Origin of the sequence: uncultured Psychroserpens sp. (genome assembly GCF_947492715.1) — a bacterium.
Taxonomy (GTDB): domain Bacteria; phylum Bacteroidota; class Bacteroidia; order Flavobacteriales; family Flavobacteriaceae; genus Psychroserpens.
Window position 1 is genome coordinate 1 of sequence record NZ_CANLNS010000010.1, and the last position, 19,328, is coordinate 19,328.

A 19,328-nucleotide genomic window follows, 5' to 3' on the forward strand; every position below is an offset into this window, starting at 1 on the left:
CCATCATCATAAGTCCACGTCACTATTGTTGTTGTCCCTTCGCCTGAAATTGGAAGTGTTGCATTATGACTTACAGTTACTGTACCTCCACAATTATCTGTAGCTGTTGGTGCTGTTAAACTTGTCACTTCACATTCTGCTGTGATATCTGATAAACTCACTGCATCTGGTGTTGGTGCTGTCGTGTCATCAATACTAAAGGTTGTGCTGTAATTCGCTCCTCCATTGTTTGCATAATGCGTACCACTACCTGATGTATATGTAAAATCGGCATGTGTAAACACTTCAATAACATAAGTTGTATTGACACTTAGGCCTGCTAAAACATTAATATTAGCACCTGTAGTTTGCCACGTTTGATCATTACTTGTTCCTCCGCAATGCAGCGCTGTTAAATCATCACTAGTATAAAATATTTGTGTTGTAGTAAATACAGGTGGCGTTGTACCTTGTTCGTAAATTCTATAGCTTAACCAACCATTAGTAATGTTATCTGTACCACATTTGTAGGTCTTATTTTCTGCACCATTTAGAATCAAAGTGCTACTACAGTCAAAAGTACCTAAAGCACTTGGCGCATTAAAATCTGGATTTGCAGTAGTGGCCTGCAAATCATAAAATACATTTCCAGAATTATCCTTATTTAAAACGAGGTAACTCTCAAAAATTCCAGATTGTGCATTTGAGGCTATATTTCCGAAGGCAAAAAGCGCAATTGCGCTCAATATTAAACGTACTCCTTTCATCGTTAATATCTTTTAATAGGTTAAGCAACACACATAACAGTATTAATCATAAAAGGATTAAACCATCATGAATGTAAATTTGGTTACTAATTTTGGGCTATTAATCAATGGAGGGATAATTAAAATTAAGGATAAGTGCATCATTTGTACTATTTATTCGCCAAAATGCCAAAATTCACTTTTAACGTTGATTTTCAGACATATAATACACAAAACAGCGGTAAAATGCCATTTAGACTTTTTTCAGTTTCCAGCGTCCTTTTTTAAACCAGATAATGGCAATTATGGAGATTAATACTTCGGCCAGAACAATGGCTAAAAAGACACCCATTGGCCCGAAATCGAAAGTCAGTGCCATGAGATAAGCAAAAGGAAGTTGAAACAACCAGAAGCAAATAAAATTAATTGCCGTTGGCGTCAAAGTATCGCCTGCACCATTAAACGAATTAATCACTACCATACCATAAGCATAGAAAATATAACCTGCTGCGATTACTCTTAAACAGAGGCTTCCATTTTCAACAACATTAGGTTCCTGCGTAAACCAAGAAATAATTTCGGGTGCAAAAACCAAATAAGCAATAGAAACGATTCCCATAAAATAAGCGCAGTACTTCCCTGTTTTCCAAACCGATTGCTCTGCACGTTCTGGCTGTCCAGCACCAAGGTTTTGTCCGACCAGTGTGGCAGCAGCGTTGCTCATTCCCCAAGCAGGCATAAACGTAAACATCATCACACGAATGGCAATAGTATATCCAGCAAGTACTTCGCTACCAAATTCGCTCATAATTCGCATTAAAAACACCCACGACGATGTTCCTATAAGAAATTGGCCAATACCACCTAAAGAGACCTTGATAAGATTGAGCATAACCCCGACTCTCAGAACGATATCTTTGAGTCTGACTTTAATTTTACTCCATCCATAAAAGAGCACGAAAAGCTGGAAAATCACTGCTGATCCTCTACCAATAGTGGTTGCAATGGCGGCCCCTTCTACGCCATAAGCAGGAATTGGTCCGAAGCCAAAAATAAACATGGGATCCAATATGATGTTCAGTCCGTTAGATACAATCAAAGTCCACATAGCAATAGACGCATCACCAGCGCCTCTAAATACGGCATTGATTAAAAAGAGTAACATAATCGTCACATTTCCACCTAAAAGCACCTGAGTATAACCGTAACCTTCAGCGATAAGATCGGGTTCGCCTCCCATGAGCGCTAAAATTTCCTTCGGAAATAGGATACCCACTACACTAATAATGGCAGACACCGCGACTCCTAAAATAATCACTTGAACCGCTGCTTGCGACGCACCTTCTTTATCTTTTTCTCCTATACGACGAGCGACAATTGCAGTTGCGGCCATACTGAGACCAATGGCAACGGCATAAACAAGGGTCACTACCGATTCGGTTAGCCCAATTGTAGCGACGGCATTGACACTCACTTTAGAGACATAGAAAATATCGACTACAGCGAAAATGGATTCCATGAGCATTTCAAGAATCATAGGAATAGAAAGCATAAAGACTGCTTTTCGGATGCTTCCAGTAGTGAATTCTTGTTCTTTACCTGAAACGGCTTGTTTGAGGTAACTAAAAAATTGTTTAATTGATATGTTTGATTTTGACATGATTGTTGGTTGTAAAAGTAAATACTACCAAAAGCCTAACAGCTGATGGTTAAAAAAATCACTGATTAAGTGATGTATGGCGAAGTGTGAGCTTAAACAATCATAAGTCAAAGGTGCGGAATTATTTTTAGATTTCAAAATTTGACGTTTTTAGACTATTTCGGATGGGCTTCATTCGTTCATAAAACAGTTTTTTATCAAAAATCACATTTCGTCGAACATAAATGCGGGTCAACCCTTTACTTCTACATTTCTGGTCTGAAAGTATTGATTATCAATATGTATTTATATATATTCGTAATGCTAATTAATTCAACATGTTCAAAGCCGCCTTATTTGATATGGACGGAGTCATTGTCGATTCTGAACCATTACATCATAAAGCCTACTACCAAATGTTTGACGATGTCAACATCCAAGTCTCAGACGAGCTCTACGCCTCATTTACGGGTCAGTCTACCTTAGAGATTTGCAAACAACTCATCGCTCATTTTAAATTACCCTTGGGTCCACAAACCTTAGTAGATATAAAGCGCTATCATTTTAAACAACTGTTTGATACAGATACCTCTTTAAAATTACTAGATGGTGTTTTAGACCTTATCAAGGATTACCACAGTCATGGTATGGCATTGGTGCTCGCTTCATCGGCGTCTATGGTTAATATCAATCGTATTTTTGAACGCTTTGATCTTGATCAATACTTTGTTGCCAAAATTTCGGGTGCTGATCTTAAAAAGTCAAAACCACACCCTGAGATTTTTGAGAAAGCCGCTGAGCTTTCTGGTCATATGTCTAAAGACTGTTTTGTTATAGAAGACTCTACCAACGGTATTGCTGCGGCTAAAGCGGCAGGTATTTATTGTATTGGTTATGATAGTCTCCATAGTGAAGATCAAGATTACACTAAAGCCGATTTGGTGGTGTCTGATTTTGCTGATATCGCTTATGCTCGGTTAAAAATGATTTCTGCCACAACCAATGCTTAACTTATGTCAAAGCAAAACGCTATAGCCAAGGAAATACAGAAACTTATTGAAGCCATCCTTAAAGCCTTAGGCTATGGTAGCTCCAGAAAACGTACATGGCATCAACATGTCGTTCCTTATGAAGATGGTTGGGCTGTGCGTCGAGAAGGCAATAAACGGATCACTTCCAAACACCGAAAACAAAGTACAGCTATTACTAAAGCCAAAGTTTTAGCCAAACGCCATAAGGCCGATGTGATCATTCATCGTGAAAGTGGTGGGATTCGTGAGCGGTTGAGTTATGGGGATTGATGAACTTACTAATCTGAATTCAATAAAGGACATTCTTTTTTCCATTGATGAAAAAAGAAACAAAAAAATCTAGGCTGCATTTTTAGTTCTTGAAAACCTGTCTACAAGGTTTTATCATGCACATGGCAAACGCTTCGCTAGGCCATGCTCCTCTGCCCTAAACCAACCTTGTCTTGGTTTTACTACGAACTAAAACTGAGGCCATTTAAGCAACTGAATAGTAATTCTTTGATAAACAAGGCTTATGTGATTATTCATCGCGAAAGTGGTGGGATTCGTGAGCGGTTGAGTTATGGGGATTGATGAACTTACTAATCTGAATTCAATAAAGGACATTCTTTTTTCCATTGATGAAAAAAGAAACAAAAAAATCTAGCCTCAACTTTAAATCTTACCCAATACCGAATTAAAAGCTAAACAAAAAGAACTCAATTTTGCTACTCGCAAAACCTCAAACAGCTTTTTGCTTTTAACGTTTTCTGCTTCGATTGGGTCCCAAGTTTTAAACTTAGGGCACTTTTTAGATTGTTAGACTTTTAAAACAACCGTTTTCAGAAATAGTGAGCAAATAAATAAGCCAAATTAGATTGCACTAGGAAATCTTTCCTACAGAAATATTGACACTCTATCTATTAATCAAATAAAAGCGAGCGTCACGCAGTGACTTCCTAATAAACGGTTTTGATCTTTTGATTCGTTTATTCTTATGCTCATATTTTATAGAACTCATGATGTGCTTCGCAGTTTGTATCAAGACAAAATGAATGAATAAAAAGAAAAACTACTTCCCCTTCAACAACGCATTTTGCTCCTCCATTAAATCGGTAAGTTTCGACAATAACTCAATATCTTTAGGCGTTGCCACAACCTCATCTTTAGGATCTTGTGCTCTCGTTCTTAATTTATTCATGGCTTTTACTACAAGAAACACGGTTAAACCTACAATAAGAAAATCTAAAGCTGTTTCAAATAAAACGCCATATTCTATAGCAACCTCCTGCGCTGTAACCTCACCTTGCCCATTGGTTATCGCATCTCTTAGAACAAACTTCTGATCCTGAAAATTAAGTCCGTCGGTCATTAACGACAATGGCGGCATAAACACTTTTTTTACAAGTACATCAATCACTTTATTAAATGCGGCTCCTATGATAATACCTATGGCCATATCCATCATATTGCCTTTAACTGCAAACTCTTTAAACTCCTTTAAAATCTTCATCCTTTTGTATTTTTGGTTACTCGATGTCAAAGGTATTTGAATTAGGTATGAGATACAATACCTCAATGTGCTTTGTAAAACAAAAGTGTTAATTCATAGGATACGTTTCCATTTTAAGCTTATAGTTGTATTTTTAAATTACAGTTTCTCAAGATTAGTTAATGGCAACAAAACAACAGTTTTTAAAACGACTCAACCAATTCCTTCTATGGTATGTCATAGGCGTCATTATCTTAATCATTTTTGTAGTGATTGTCATTCTTATCAATGATATTGAACGTGGCAAACAGACCAGCATTTTTTTTCAAATACTAGGACGCTTTTTTAAATTCATACCCACATATTTTGCACTTGTTATTCCTTATCTTTTATTCCTCCTCATACGTTCTATAGTTAGAGATTTTAAAAAAAGTAGGTTCTTAGGGTTATTAAAAGGTGTAGGCTTAAAGATTGTACTTCCTGTTTTAATATTTTGGATGGGAAAGGCAGGCATTGATCACTACCGATTAACAGAAAACTTCGATTATACTTGGGATTACAGCATTGAAAACAAAGATTCTAGTGTTAGAAATTTATATGCTAAAGACAAGAAACAACGCGGATTTCATATTTTCGGAAGTTCAAATGATTCTATTTCGTTTGAAATTTTAAAAACTAACAATGTCGAATGGCTTACCTATGTTCCTTTTATATCTCAGGAACACTACGATAAACCTACATTAAGAAAACGATCTGTGCTTGATGACTCTACGGGAAGGTACCAGCATTGGAAACACAGAAAGGAACGTGCCCAAGCCTACGGATTTAAAATCATGCTTAAACCACATATCTGGCTTCAAAACAGAGAGAATGGTGCTTGGCGCTCAGATATTAATATGGCTACTGAAGACGAATGGGATCAATGGTTTGAAGATTATAGTCAATATATATTGGACTATGCTGTTCTTGCTGAAACTTTAAACATTGAACTATTTTGCATTGGTACCGAATTACACAAAACTGTTTTAGAGCAGCCCGAACGCTGGGAAAGGCTTATTTCTGAAATTAGAAACGTCTACTCTGGAAAGCTAACATATGGTGCCAATTGGAATCAAGAGGTTGATGACATCCCTTTTTGGGATGCGCTAGATTTTATTGGCATTCAGGCGTATTATCCTATTGCAACAAATGAAAACCCTGAATTATTAGAGCTCGAAAACGGCTGGAATCAACATATAGCTTATTTAGAGGAACTTCATAAAAAATATCAGAAGCCTATTCTATTTACCGAATTAGGCTATAAGTCAACCGCAGATGCTGGTATCAAACCTTGGGAATGGAATAACTTAAGCAATTCATTTCATAAAAAGATTTCCAAACGTACACAAGCCTTATGTTACCAGGCATTTTTTAATACAATATGGCAAAAGCCTTGGTTTGAAGGTGCGCATTTATGGGAATGGCAATCATCTAGAAATGATAGTGATGGTAACAATAATGCTTTTGTGGTACAAGGTAAACCAGCACTTAATGTCATTGCCAAAGGGTTTAAAAAAGTAACCGATTAATAAATCGACATTAGACTATACCACGACCTTACTTTCTATAATACTTCGCATATTTAAGATAAGCTAGAAATCCGAGAACTGCTATTATTCCTAAGGCGATAGCAATATATTGGTAGCTCAAAATCTGCTGACCAGACTGATACGAATGTAATCCTGAAAGGTAAAAATTCACACCAAAATAGGTAAATAGAATGCTCGCAAACGCAATGATTGATGCAAAGTTAAATCCGTAACGACCACGAAGCCCAGGAATTAATCGCATATGAATCACGAAGGCATAAACCATAATACTAATGAGTGCCCAAGTTTCTTTAGGATCCCAACCCCAATAACGTCCCCAACTTTCATTAGCCCACATACCACCAAGGAAATTCCCTATAGTAAGCATCACTAAACCAACCGTTAATGCCATTTCGTTAATCACAGTAAGTTCTTTAATATTGAGTAGCATTTTATCCTTGTTTTTGCTTGTTGTAAATGTCATAAGCAATAACACAGTTATTCCTAAAATCATACCTAGAGCGAATGGTCCATAACTCGCTACAATTACAGCAACATGAATCATAAGCCAATAACTATCTAATACAGGTTGTAGGTTGGCAATAGCAGGATCCATCCAGTTCCAATGTGCAACCATTAAAATCATAGAGGTTACAAAAGCTCCTGCAGCAGTAGTTAAATATGAAGTGCTCTTCCCTCCTAGTATTCCTGATATAATTGATAGGATGTTTGAACTTATAGAATTGGAAAGTAATAGTCCAAAAAGCATCGTTGCCCAAGCCACATAAATCATAGATTCATAAGCATCACTCCAAGGTGCATGACCAGAAATGTACCAACGTACAACTAGACCAGCAGTATGCAATAAAAACAGTCCTAAAATCACATATCCCAAAACCTTGACACTTACATCGACAAACTTACTCTTACTACTAAATATCTGCACGATTAACAGGATAAACAACACTGTTCCTGCGTACATATACCAGCTAAAGAGTTTTTTAAAGATATCGTACTTATTATAGAGGATTTCAGTTTTTATCTTATCGTCGCTAAGCATCACTTCGCTACCTAACTTGGCTTGACTACTTTTAAATCCGTTTAATAACTTATTGGCCAATTCATAATTTCCTGTTTCTTTGGCTTTATACAGTTCGCTTAAATAGAAGCCAAAACTACTCTGAATAAACTTTCCGTAGATAGAATCTTTAATTTGAGGTTTATAAGATTCGTTATACTCTACAGGAGAAATCCATGTGTTCTTTTCATCGTTAGGCACAGGGAATATTTTAATAGAACGACCATCCAAAGTATTAAATAACAAACTCATACGATCATAAGCCTCTTTAAATTCCTTCTGAAAACCATTAGGTATTTCGGCAGCATAGGCTTCCTCTAGGTAAGGGCCTAACTTATTACGACCATCATCTGTTAGAAAATCTGTGATAGATACATATTTTTTATCTTTTGAAACACCAATAATTTTTCGAATGGAATCTCCTTTTCGTTTTGGTAAATAAATGATAGGAACGTTATACCAAAATAAAGGGCTCTCCTGCATTGAGAGTAATACCTGATTGGCATCAAATTCTTCGTAATGATCCTGTTTACTTAGCTTACGTAATACTTCTGAAGCAAACGTATTCATTGGCATCATTCGTCCGCTATAATCTTGTATCACCAACTCTCCAAACTGATCGGAATGTGCTTTGGGTGTAATATTAGCACGAATCACAGAGTCGATTGTCGTTTTTGACGGACGCTCGATTTTTACTTTCGGACTGCTCGTATGGTCATGTCCATCGTGCTCAGAATGTTCCTCTTGAGCAAAACCAAATAACCCAAAACATAATAAGAATACAGTGAGTGCTTTTGATTTCTTATCCTTTAGTTTTTTCAGCATCCTTTTCAAATCTGCAAATCGCGTATTACGATCAAATAAAATGGCCATTAAACCTAAGTATAAAAGCATATATCCGAAATAGGTTACCCAAGTTCCCCATTGGTCGTGATTTACAGAAAGTTTAGTTCCCTTTTCGTCAGGATAGAAACTTGCCTGAAAGAAACGATAGCCACTTTCATCTAAAATATTATTCATAAAGATGCGATAATCGTAGGCTTCTTCATTAGGTTTTATAACAGTAACTTCACTCGCAAATGCCGAAAAATTATCTTCTGTACCTGGATAACGTTCAGCAATAAAATCGTTGAGTTTTATACTAAATGGCAATTCTTTAACGATAGAACCATACTTAACTGCAATATCTAAACCACCAACATTAATTTGTTCAAATCGCCCATTAACGTACTGTCCTCCTAAAAGATTAACTGTTTTAGTTTCACCATTAACAGTGACATTAGCTTCAATACCATCTTCCCTACTTCTTAGTAATTGCGATTTTTTAACAACACCAAAAGTTCCTTGCATAACAGGCTTAGGAAATACCATAGCCATGTTGCCAATTTGATATCTAGAGCGCAACGCTAAGGGCTGAATGGAATCTTTAACCAATACTCCAGTGGCCTGTGTTGCCATGGTCATATAATCCCCTTCAAATGGAGATTCTATAAATAACTGACGTTCTTTTGTAGTAATATTTATCGCGCCCTTTTTAGGATTGTTAAGTGTAAAAACTATATTGTGAATAAGGGCTTCTTGTCCATCTTTTATAAAATGACTGTGAGATCCATCATCACCAGCTTCAACCAATTTTAAATAACGATCACCTTTGTCACCAGGAATAATATCGAGTTCGGCGTCCTTTACAAACTTCTTAACTTCTATCGAAACAGGAGTTCCGTTATATTCGGTATTAATTTTAAAATCGTTGTCTAGGCGTTCAGAAAAATCTACACGTTTTTGAACCACGCGACGTTGCTGCTCACCATTAACAACTAAATCGCCATCAATAAAAGCCGTCACATAAATATCTCTAGTGAGATAGGTATTTTGAGTTTCTCCCTCACGAATAGGCATCCAACCCTCAAAACCTATGTAGCGCGTAATTCCGGCACCTATAAGAATAAAAATGAAAGCTAAGTGTAAAATAAGCGTTGCCCATTTTTCTTTTCTGAGCAATCTATATCTGAAGATATTTCCGATGAAATTAATCATAAAAAGGATCATAATGGCTTCAAACCACCAAGCGTTATAGATGTAATGTCTTGTGTAAGGTGTTGGCGAAGTTTCTTGACCAGCGTCCAAAAACGTACCCGTTATCATCGCAATAGCGTAAACAATAAATAAAATACCAGTAAGACGTGTAGAAAAGAGAAAGTTAGCAAGTTTCTTTTGCATAGCAAGAAGGCTTATTTTTTTGTTGTGCAAAGATAACCAATTTAGTTTGTTTAGACTTGGACATTTTACATCAAAATGTGTTAAATAGCATCAACAGCGCATACGGTTCGATTTAATTCTGAAAAACAACCGTTAATTAGCCTGTCTGGCTTCAAAAATTTTAAGGTACATAAAGGTTCCCATCTTACGAGATCTACGTTTAGCATTTTCAGTAACCTCACCGCTAAATAATTCATCTAAAGTTTCATACCAAAGGTTAAGCCATAGCCCAAAATGCAATTCTGTTATGCTATTATCAAACTGTCTATCTACCTTTACATGTGCCTCTAGCGGATTGCCATAGTATTTTTGCTCAAGTTTTCTGGTCATAAACAAACTGGTTTCCCAAAATGTCGTTAAACGTTGTAAATGTGCATCCCAGTCTTTAATGGTCTCATTAAAAAAAGGGCCTAAAATATCATGAGCTCTTACTTTGGCGTAGAAGTTACTTACCAGTAAAAAGATATCGTCTCTATGTTGAATATCATGTTTCATTATAATCAAAGATACTATTTATCACAAAGGATATGTGGCAATTAATAAAATGTTAGTGACTAAGCTAATAATAAGCAAATTGAACACCCATTGTTTCTTTAATTGTGCCATGATAGAGGCATTATAAAACATACATACAATAGTACATAGGGTTACCCTAATGAACGAACTTGTGCTATAAGGCAATTCTGTTAAATAAAAAATAGAGATAGAGCCCAAACAACTCTGCAAAATGATGCTCAGTGGTACATATAGGATGAAGTGCTTTTTAAAATCTGCCAACCATTTATTATAAAGTGTCATAATTAAGTGCTTAAAATTTCTGACACAAAATTGTTACAATTATCTTTGTTCTTTTATGATTCAAATCATAAGCCTATGATTCCTATAGAACTGTTAGAAACTTATAATGCCAAACTCAGGACATACGATAAAAACACTACTGTTTTTGAAGAATTAGACACGCCCCGATTTTATTATCAGATTGCATCAGGCAGTGTTAAAATGATTAATATTTCCGAAGATGGAAAAGAATTCGCTCAAGGTATTTTCTATGATGGTAATGCTTTTGGAGAACCGCCATTATTTGGAGATTCTAAATATCCAGCCACAGCGCTTTGCGTTCAGGATTCTAGTATTTACATTTTGCCAAAATCGGTTTTTTTCGATTTGCTTCTAGCACATCCTGATCTTCATTTGAAGTTTACAAAATTATTAAGCAAACGCATGATTTACAAAGCTAAAATCATGAAAGAGGTTTCTATTCATCCACCAGAACATCGTATAATGACACTACTCCAGCATTTAAAAAATAACTTTGGAACAGCAACCGATGAATATGAAGTCGCTTTAACGAGACAAGAGATTTCTAACCTCACTGGATTGCGCGTTGAAACGGTAATTAGATCTATAAAAAATTTAGAAAAAAACAACAAATTAAGTATTAGAGATCGAAAAGTATATCTCTAAATAATCCTTATTTTAGCAACATGATTTCAGTAGTGATTTTAGGAGCCGGTAATGTTGCTCATCATTTATATAAAGCATTTTCTTCTTCGGAAAAAGTAACTATTAAACAATGGTATAATAGAAGTCTCTCGACTATCGAGTCGTTTAAAAATGAAGTTGATATCACAGATGACATTAACAATCTTGTGCAAGCCGATATCTATCTCATTGCAGTAAGCGATGACGCTATAGGAGAACTTTCTAGTCAACTGCCATTTGAAAATCGCTTTGTAGTTCATACCTCGGGAAGCGTAAGTGCTTATGATCTTGACAAAAAAAATAGACGCGGCGTATTTTATCCGTTACAAACCTTTTCTAAGTCGGCAACAGTAGATTTTTCTCAAGTTCCAATTTGCTTAGAAACCTTAATGAGAAAAGACTATTCCCAGTTAAAAGAGGTAGCCACAGCAATAAGCTCGATAACAAAACGTGTAAATAGTGACCAACGTGCTGCATTACATTTAGCAGCTGTTTTTGTAAATAATTTCACCAATCAATTGTATCGTGTAGCTCATGAAATCACCGAATCTCAAGGTGCAGAATTTGATTTACTTAAACCACTAATTCTAGAAACAGCAAACAAAGTACAAGAACACTCACCTTACAAGGCGCAAACTGGTCCTGCAAAACGAAACGATAAAAAAACGATCAAACGTCATTTAAAGTTACTTGATAACGATCACCATAAAGAACTATACAAGTTATTAACCTCATCAATAAAAAACACACATGGACGATAAAAGCTATAAAGAGTACCTAGAACATATTAGTACCTTCATTTTTGATGTTGATGGTGTTCTTACGGACGGAACAGTAACCGTTATGACCAATGGAGATATGCTACGACGTATGAACATTAAAGATGGTTATGCCCTCAAAACTGCTAAAGATGCTGGTTTTAATATTTGCATTATATCTGGAGGCAGCAATTTAGGTGTTCAGAAACGTCTGGAAGGTTTAGGAATTACAGACATTTATTTAGGTGCACATCAAAAGGTAAACCAATTTAATGAATACTTGTCTCATAACAATATCAATGCTAAAAATGTGTTGTATATGGGAGATGATATTCCTGATATTCCAGTTATGAAATTAGTTGGTCTTCCTTGTTGCCCTCAAGATGCGGCAATCGAGGTAAAAGCAACGAGTAAATACATTTCGCATAAAGATGGTGGAAAAGGAGCTGTACGTGATATCATTGAACAAATTATGAAAGTTCAAGGAAAATGGGATGGAAATTTCGACGCAAAATACGATTAATAACACGGCAACATAAGCTCAACTAACTATAACTATACTCTGAAATGCAACCCTTTTTTAATCTCATTCGTTGGAAAAACTTGGTCATGATTATCATCGCGCAAGTTTTAATTAAATACGCCTTTTTTGAGCACTTTCAGACCTTCACAACCTTAAGTAACTTAGGGTTTATCTTTTTAGTATTGGCTACAGTGTGTCTTGCTGCAGCCGGAAATATTATCAACGACATTTACGATGTAGAAACCGACACCATTAATAAGCCTGACCGCGTTTTAATTGGAAAACAGATCTCAGAAAAAGCAGCATATAATCTGTTTTTTGCTTTTAATATTATTGGAATAATCCTCGGGTTTTGCTTGTCTTATATGATAGGAAAAAGTTCATATTTTACTATTTTTGTTTTCATCTCCATTTCGCTTTATATCTATGCCTCATACTTAAAAGGCACTGTTCTTTTTGGTAATATTCTTATTTCTCTTTTAGTTGCCATGAGCTTACTTATTGTGGCGATATTTGATTTGTTACCAGTTATGATTACAGAGAATAGAGCCTTTCAACTTGTCTTTTTTGATAAAATTTTTGACTATGCCATATTCGCATTTTTGATTAATTTAGTTAGAGAGGTGATCAAAGACATTCAAGATGTAGATGGTGACTATAAAGCAGGAATGCATACACTGCCAATTGTATTAGGTCGAGAACGTGCTACTAAAATTGCCTTTGCCCTTAGTATGATTCCTATTGGAGCAGTCATTTATTTTATGGCAACTTATTTGTATCAAGATGTATTGGCTATTAGCTATTTTTTACTCTGTATTATAGCTCCATTAATTTATGCCACAATTAAAATCTTTGGAGCCGAACATATGAAGGACTACAAGCACATAAGTTCTATTTACAAACTCATTATGTTCTTAGGTATCTTATCTTTGTTACTCTATCCTTTCATATTTAAACTAAGTACAAATGTTTAACACCAAACTAAATAACTTTAATATCATCTTGGCTTCAGGATCTCCTAGACGTCAACAATTTTTTAAAGATTTAGGGTTAACATTTGAGATTAGACTAAAACCTGTTAAAGAGGAATATCCAAATAGGTTACATCATTTTGAGATTAGCGATTATTTAGCTCAATTGAAATCTTTACCTTTTAAAGACGAATTAACCGATAACGATATTCTTATCACTAGTGATACCATTGTTTGGCATGATAACAAAGCACTAGGTAAACCAACAGATTACGATGATGCGTTTAACATGTTGTCGTCTATGAGTGGTAAAACGCACGAAGTGATTACCTCCGTTTGTTTTACAAGAAAGATGTCGCAAAAAACCGTGAATGCCATTACTCAGGTCACATTCAAAACACTAAGTGAAACAGAAATCAACTACTATATAGATACCTGCAAACCATTTGATAAAGCTGGAGCCTATGGTATTCAAGAATGGATTGGTCAAATTGCAATTACCAATATTAATGGCTCTTATACCAATGTTGTAGGCTTACCTACACACCTCGTTTATAAAACGTTAAACAGTATGGTTTTATAAAATTTCGGTTGTAATTTTATATAAAATTAGAGCCATGATTAAGATATCCAATTTCAAACGTCTCACAATAGTATCTGTTTTTTTCTTCGGACTATTACTGTCTTGCAATGAATCTCAAACAGATAAAGACCAAGTTTTGCATGCCAATACAGATATAGCATTAAAAGAAAATAAGGTTTTAAAACCATCTTTTAAGCAATCTGAAGATTTTAAAAACTACTGGTATTCTGGAACTGCCGAAATTACATCATATCAACTGGAGCAAGCGCGTTATGGAGAGCTTCGTGATGGTCATGCTGTTTTAGTATTTGTAACCGAAGATTTTCTTCCAGAAAAACAAGTTAAGGCAGATAACTACAATAAAGCAAACACGTCCATTTTAAAACTAAATGCTACCAAAACATTCAATACTGGAGTCTACCCCTATTCTATTATGCAATCAACGTTCTATCCTGTTAGTAATACTGAGCATGCGATAAAATTAAGTTGTTCGGTTCAAGAATGGTGTGGTCATGTGTACTCTCAATTGAACAATAGAGATCAGTTTGAAATTACCTCTCACAGTTATTTTGAACGTGAGGCCGATCAGGATTTAAAGTTGGATAAAGCTATTCTTGAAAATGAACTATGGCCCCAACTTAGGCTCGATCCAAAAAGTTTACCTGTAGGTGATTTGGAAATTATTCCTTCGTTAGAATATGTGCGATTAAAACATATTGAACTTAAAGCGTATCCTGCAAACGCACAACTTGAAAACGGTGTATATACTATTACATATCCAGATTTAAATAGACAAATTGCCATTCATTTTAATGCTCAATTTCCTTTTGATATTTCTGGTTGGGAAGAAACTTATAAAGATGGTTATGGCATTAACGCTAAAACCTTAACCACCAAGGCAACGAAGCTCAAAACGATCAAATCGCCTTACTGGAGTAAAAATTCAAATGATGATGAAGTTCTTAGAAAAGAACTTGGTTTAGAATAGTAATTACCATTTTAACTATTATATCTTTGTATTGGTAAAACAAGAATTATGTCAGAGTTTTTTTCTACCTACCATACTCAAATCATAAACTCCACTATTGTATTTGGAGTGTTCTTTGTTATTCAATTAATCGCAAGGCTTATCGTTAGGATTATTGGAAATTCTAAAAAAATTCATGTTGGACGTGCCAAAATAGTAGGACGCTATGTTACCATTACATTTTTATTTTTAGCAGCTTTGATAGAGGCCTTTATTTTAGGTGTTAGCACTAGTGATTTAGCCTTAGTTTTTTCTTCTGTATTTGCTGTAATAGGAATTGCCCTATTCGCCATTTGGTCTATCTTAAGTAATGTAACATCAGGAATAATAATGTTCTTCTCATTTCCGTATAAAATTGGAGATAAGATTAAAATACATGACAAAGATTATGAAATTGAAGCCGTTATCGAAGATATTCGTTCTTTTCAAATTCATTTAAGAAAAGATAATGGTAACCTCGTCACTTACCCTAATAATTTACTTTTACAAAAAGCCATTACTTTAGTTCAGAAGGATGCTTTTGAAACTATAGAAGACAGTTGAAATAATTTTATATTAAAATCGATGCAGCCACAAAACAACCACATTAACTATATCGAATTCAAAGCCAATGATTTAGAACTAGTAAAGGCGTTTTATATTAATACGTTTGGTTGGCAATTTACAGATTATGGTCCTGGCTATACTGCATTTTCAGATAGCGGACTTGAAGGTGGTTTTGAAAAAACAGATGACAACATCACAAATGGAGTCTTAGTGGTTCTATACCATAATAATCTAGAAGCTATACAAACTAAAGTTGAAGCGTTTGGCGGACGTATTTCTAAGGAGATTTTCTCGTTTCCTGGCGGACGCCGATTTCAGTTTATCGATCCCTCAGGAAATGAGCTAGCGGTCTGGTGTGAAACTCATCCTGAATGATATGGCAACTATTGATTTCAACAATAAGACATTTTCATTAATAGATAATTCGGAAAACGGTAAAGTTAATGCTGATACTATTTTTGAATATAAACAACAAGGGCATGTTGTTACTGCCGATTATTATGGAGGCACTGTGACCTATGGAAAAATAATAGCCATACTTAAAGATGATATTCTTGATATGCGTTACCAGTGCATCACAAGTGATAATCAATTAAAAACAGGTAAGGCTATTGCTACTATTTCCACTTTGGAGAATGGTAAAATAAAACTCGCCCTCAATTGGGAATGGTTAGACGACAGTAATGCCAAAGGAACTTCTGTGTATTTAGAACATTAAAAATGAAGGCTCAAGCTCAAATAGGTGTTTTAGGTATTGGAGCTATTGGAACTGTAATTGCATATCATTTACAGCGTAATAACTCAAATGTATTGTCCTATTTCAGTAGGACCAAAAAATCAAACTTACAATTAGTTTCTGAAGGCCAAAGCATTCAACTTCCTATAGCGGTAAAAACAAGCATAACCTACCCTATTGCTTTAGATTGGTTAGTTATATGCCTTAAAGAACATCAATTTAAGAATGCAACACCTTGGTTTTCTAAACTCATAGATAAGCAAACGCAAATTGTCGTCATTAGAAACGGACTTCAACTGAAGAAGCCCCTTTTAGAGTTTGCAGAAGACCATCGCATTTTAGAATGCCTCATTGATTGTCCTACGCAATGCAATGACAACGGGTTTTACCAGTGTTATGACACACCAAAACTTAGTGTAGCAAAAAGTGAATTGGCAACTCGTTTTACTTCCTTATTGTCTCACACAAACATTGTGATTAATCAAGTGGCTGATTTTAAAACCGAAAGTTGGAAAAAACTATGCGAAAGTGCTACACTTGGCGCCATATTATGTTTGCATGATGATACGTGCAAAATTTTTAAAAATCAGGACATTGTAGCACACTATAAAGCGCTTCTAACCGAAAGCATTGGGGTTGCAAGAGCAGACGGAGCTCTTATAGAACCAGGTTTTACTGATAAAATGTTAGACAAGTTATTGAACTATCCAGAAACTAAAGGGAGCTCTATGCTTTTTGATATGCGCCAAGGAAAACCTTTAGAACTAGGTGCAAAAAATAAGGTTATCTCTAAACTTGGAAAACAATACCAACTGCATACACCTCTTAATGATTTCATAATTAAGCGACTTGACTAAATTTATCACAGTTATAGGCTTTTAAGCACTAGCCATTTTAATTTTGATTGTAACAATAATTTTGTTGATATTGTATGCTCATTTAATACTAGTAACACCATAGAATGTTTGGATTATTTAAAAAGAACAAGCCCAATCGGAAAGAAAGAACAGAACAGTTTCTAAAAAAGAAAGGCATAAAAATAAATTACAATCTGCCGCATATTGAATCTGATGAAGACACTACAATAAAAACACCTAGAGAAATTGCCCAGAGGGTTACAGTTTTAGCAATCACTAATTTTGTAGCATTTAATGGAATGTCTGGAGATCAAGCCATAGATTATCTCAAAAAATATAATTTATGGGACTACGTCACTCCAGATGAAGTTGATTTTTTGAATGATCCTACCGACGAGAAAAAAAACAGTGAATCTTGGAAATGTGAATGTATTTGGGTGTTGTTATGGTCCTTAAATATTATAGAAGATCTCGAATTTCCAAAGGACATGTGCGACCTAAACCAAATTCCGTTAGAAAAATATCCCGTTCAATCTGGTATTGACCCGAACACATTTATTAATGCGACTAAAACGTCGCGATCTAAAACCGAAATCTTAGATGCTAATGATCTGTATTATCGATTAGATTGGACATGTACTGATGCCAGAATAAATGGTTATGTCATAAAAAACATGCATCCTGGTGTGGTGTATGAAAGGCATTATGCCTTAAATTGGCTTATTAATTATATGAATCAAGATTGGGATGATATCTCTTGTGATACCTAAAAACTAAATACTATTTATAGATGAAAATTATTGCTTACATTTTCGGAGCATTGCTCTTAATGATTATCATTAGAAGATTTTCTAAAAAGGGAACCTCTGAAACCACAGAAGAACGACCTGAAAGAAAAACGATAGCGTCCAATCCAAATATTGAAGACGACATACGCAAGGAGTTGGCACACGAAGACAAAAAAAAGATTATGCTTTGTGAGGTTAAGACCTATATGACAGGACACCAAGGAGCCGATAATCAAAATGCTTTTAAAGCAGCTGGAATAGAAGACGAACAATTAATTAAAACCATTTTAGAAGATTATACTTGGCACTATTTAGATGACATTGATGAGAACTTACAATGTACTATGCAACTTGTACTCACTGAAGTTTTAGAACAAACGAAACCATTTACAGACAGTAGAGCTATTTATGAAGAAATTATGGGACTAACCTATAAAGGTTTTGATTTATAAACATTTAAACTGGTTCAATACCAAATTGTTACAATAAAACACTTTATCATAAGTTATAGTTAAGACTTAACTAACCACTAATGATAAAAAAAGGCATTGCATTACTATTTGTTTTAACGTTATTATCGTTTATCACTAAACTGAATTTTAAAGAAGCACAATTAAAATATCCCAGAGTCAAAAAAGCATATTCCGACCGATTCAAATGTGTAGACCAATTACTCAAGACATCCGACATAAAAACTCTAGACGTCTATTTGAGAGCTTTCAAACTTGAAGAGCAATTAGAGGTTTGGGGAAAAAACAAGAACGATTCAACTTATAAATTAATTACATCATATCCGTTTTGCTTTAGTTCAGGAAACTTAGGTCCTAAAAGAAGACGAGGCGATTATCAGATTCCAGAAGGTTTTTATCAAATAGACCGGTTTAATCCAGAAAGTAAGTTCCATTTATCATTAGGAATAAACTACCCCAACCAATCAGACAAAATAAAATCCAAACACAGTAATTTAGGAGGAGATATTTTCATTCATGGTTCTTGTTACTCTATTGGATGTATTCCTATTACGGATGATTGGATTGAAGAATTATATATTTTTGCCGTAGAAGCTATAAACAATGGACAATTGGCAATTCCTGTTCATATTTTCCCATCACATCTCGATACTGAGACCTATGAAAACATCATCAAAGATTCCACCTTCACCATCAACAATTCAAAATTTTGGAAGAATCTAAAAGAAGGATATGACTATTTCGAAGCACATCAAAAACTTCCAAGAATTGATATTTCCGAAGAAGGGAATTATATTTTCAACTAATCAAAAAAGA

21 protein-coding genes are annotated in these 19,328 nt (G+C 35.1%); 16 read left to right on the plus strand and 5 right to left on the minus strand.

Features of this window, described 5'->3' with window-relative positions:
- The coding region (locus tag Q0787_RS18115) for a hypothetical protein (RefSeq protein ID WP_298904516.1) at positions 1-746 on the minus strand (746 nt) is incomplete at its 3' end.
- Between the two features lie 232 nt (positions 747-978).
- Entirely contained in the window at positions 979-2,385 is a 1,407-nt protein-coding gene (locus Q0787_RS18120) for an MATE family efflux transporter (protein WP_298904518.1), read from the minus strand.
- A gap of 317 nt (positions 2,386-2,702) precedes the next feature.
- Here Q0787_RS18120 and Q0787_RS18125 point away from each other — a divergent pair, with 317 nt between their 5' ends.
- Together Q0787_RS18125 and Q0787_RS18130 are read left to right on the plus strand one after the other, a co-directional pair.
- Positions 2,703-3,374 (plus strand): HAD family phosphatase, encoded by a 672-nt coding sequence (locus Q0787_RS18125; RefSeq protein WP_298904522.1) that lies wholly within the window; start codon positions 2,703-2,705, stop codon positions 3,372-3,374.
- 3 nt (positions 3,375-3,377) lie between these two features.
- Entirely contained in the window at positions 3,378-3,665 is a 288-nt protein-coding gene (locus tag Q0787_RS18130) for a DUF2188 domain-containing protein (protein ID WP_298904523.1), read from the plus strand.
- A 781-nt stretch (positions 3,666-4,446) separates the two neighbouring features.
- Here Q0787_RS18130 and mscL read toward each other — a convergent pair.
- Complete coding sequence (gene mscL, locus Q0787_RS18135; RefSeq protein WP_298904524.1) at positions 4,447-4,887, minus strand: large conductance mechanosensitive channel protein MscL; 441 nt, start codon at positions 4,885-4,887, stop codon at positions 4,447-4,449.
- A 161-nt stretch (positions 4,888-5,048) separates the two neighbouring features.
- Here mscL and Q0787_RS18140 point away from each other — a divergent pair, with 161 nt between their 5' ends.
- Positions 5,049-6,434 carry a hypothetical protein gene (locus Q0787_RS18140; RefSeq protein WP_298904525.1) on the plus strand — a complete coding sequence of 462 codons (1,386 nt, stop codon included), beginning with the start codon at positions 5,049-5,051 and terminating at the stop codon, positions 6,432-6,434.
- A 28-nt stretch (positions 6,435-6,462) separates the two neighbouring features.
- Here Q0787_RS18140 and ccsA read toward each other — a convergent pair whose 3' ends face one another.
- The gene (gene ccsA / locus Q0787_RS18145) at positions 6,463-9,732 is read right to left on the minus strand and encodes a cytochrome c biogenesis protein CcsA (protein WP_298904526.1); all 3,270 of its coding nucleotides are present in this window, start codon (positions 9,730-9,732) and stop codon (positions 6,463-6,465) included.
- Between the two features lie 132 nt (positions 9,733-9,864).
- Positions 9,865-10,266: a group III truncated hemoglobin gene (locus tag Q0787_RS18150; protein WP_298904527.1), complete on the minus strand. Its 402-nt coding sequence runs from the start codon at positions 10,264-10,266 to the stop codon at positions 9,865-9,867.
- Between the two features lie 378 nt (positions 10,267-10,644).
- Here Q0787_RS18150 and Q0787_RS18155 point away from each other — a divergent pair, with 378 nt between their 5' ends.
- The 13 genes from Q0787_RS18155 to Q0787_RS18215 all read left to right on the plus strand — a co-directional run bounded on the left by Q0787_RS18155 (position 10,645) and on the right by Q0787_RS18215 (position 19,318).
- Complete coding sequence (locus Q0787_RS18155; RefSeq protein WP_298904528.1) at positions 10,645-11,235, plus strand: Crp/Fnr family transcriptional regulator; 591 nt, start codon at positions 10,645-10,647, stop codon at positions 11,233-11,235.
- A 20-nt stretch (positions 11,236-11,255) separates the two neighbouring features.
- Positions 11,256-12,014: a Rossmann-like and DUF2520 domain-containing protein gene (locus Q0787_RS18160; protein WP_298904529.1), complete on the plus strand. Its 759-nt coding sequence runs from the start codon at positions 11,256-11,258 to the stop codon at positions 12,012-12,014.
- Positions 12,004-12,534: an HAD family hydrolase gene (locus tag Q0787_RS18165; protein WP_298904530.1), complete on the plus strand. Its 531-nt coding sequence runs from the start codon at positions 12,004-12,006 to the stop codon at positions 12,532-12,534. The genes Q0787_RS18160 and Q0787_RS18165 overlap by 11 nt, the downstream gene beginning before the upstream one ends.
- Positions 12,535-12,578: 44 nt before the next feature.
- Entirely contained in the window at positions 12,579-13,508 is a 930-nt protein-coding gene (locus Q0787_RS18170) for a geranylgeranylglycerol-phosphate geranylgeranyltransferase (protein ID WP_298904531.1), read from the plus strand.
- Positions 13,501-14,088, plus strand: coding sequence for a Maf-like protein (locus Q0787_RS18175; RefSeq protein WP_298904532.1), 588 nt, complete (start codon positions 13,501-13,503; stop codon positions 14,086-14,088). Before Q0787_RS18170 ends, Q0787_RS18175 begins: the two co-directional genes overlap by 8 nt.
- Positions 14,089-14,122: 34 nt before the next feature.
- On the plus strand, positions 14,123-15,076 hold the full coding sequence (locus Q0787_RS18180) for a septum formation inhibitor Maf (RefSeq protein ID WP_298904533.1): 954 nt from the start codon (positions 14,123-14,125) through the stop codon (positions 15,074-15,076).
- Between the two features lie 48 nt (positions 15,077-15,124).
- Positions 15,125-15,658 (plus strand): mechanosensitive ion channel domain-containing protein, encoded by a 534-nt coding sequence (locus Q0787_RS18185; protein WP_298904535.1) that lies wholly within the window; start codon positions 15,125-15,127, stop codon positions 15,656-15,658.
- Positions 15,659-15,679: 21 nt separating this feature from the next.
- The gene (locus tag Q0787_RS18190) at positions 15,680-16,036 is read left to right on the plus strand and encodes a VOC family protein (protein WP_298904537.1); all 357 of its coding nucleotides are present in this window, start codon (positions 15,680-15,682) and stop codon (positions 16,034-16,036) included.
- A 1-nt stretch (position 16,037) separates the two neighbouring features.
- Positions 16,038-16,379, plus strand: coding sequence for a n-acetylglutamate synthase (locus tag Q0787_RS18195; RefSeq protein WP_298904539.1), 342 nt, complete (start codon positions 16,038-16,040; stop codon positions 16,377-16,379).
- 2 nt (positions 16,380-16,381) lie between these two features.
- Positions 16,382-17,254 (plus strand): 2-dehydropantoate 2-reductase N-terminal domain-containing protein, encoded by an 873-nt coding sequence (locus tag Q0787_RS18200; RefSeq protein ID WP_298904542.1) that lies wholly within the window; start codon positions 16,382-16,384, stop codon positions 17,252-17,254.
- 104 nt (positions 17,255-17,358) lie between these two features.
- Positions 17,359-18,024, plus strand: a complete 666-nt coding sequence (locus Q0787_RS18205; protein ID WP_298904544.1) for a DUF4272 domain-containing protein — start codon at positions 17,359-17,361, stop codon at positions 18,022-18,024.
- 20 nt (positions 18,025-18,044) lie between these two features.
- Positions 18,045-18,494, plus strand: a complete 450-nt coding sequence (locus Q0787_RS18210) for an HNH endonuclease (protein WP_298904547.1) — start codon at positions 18,045-18,047, stop codon at positions 18,492-18,494.
- An 80-nt stretch (positions 18,495-18,574) separates the two neighbouring features.
- Positions 18,575-19,318, plus strand: coding sequence for a L,D-transpeptidase family protein (locus tag Q0787_RS18215; protein ID WP_298904550.1), 744 nt, complete (start codon positions 18,575-18,577; stop codon positions 19,316-19,318).
- The last annotated feature ends 10 nt before the right edge of the window (positions 19,319-19,328 follow it).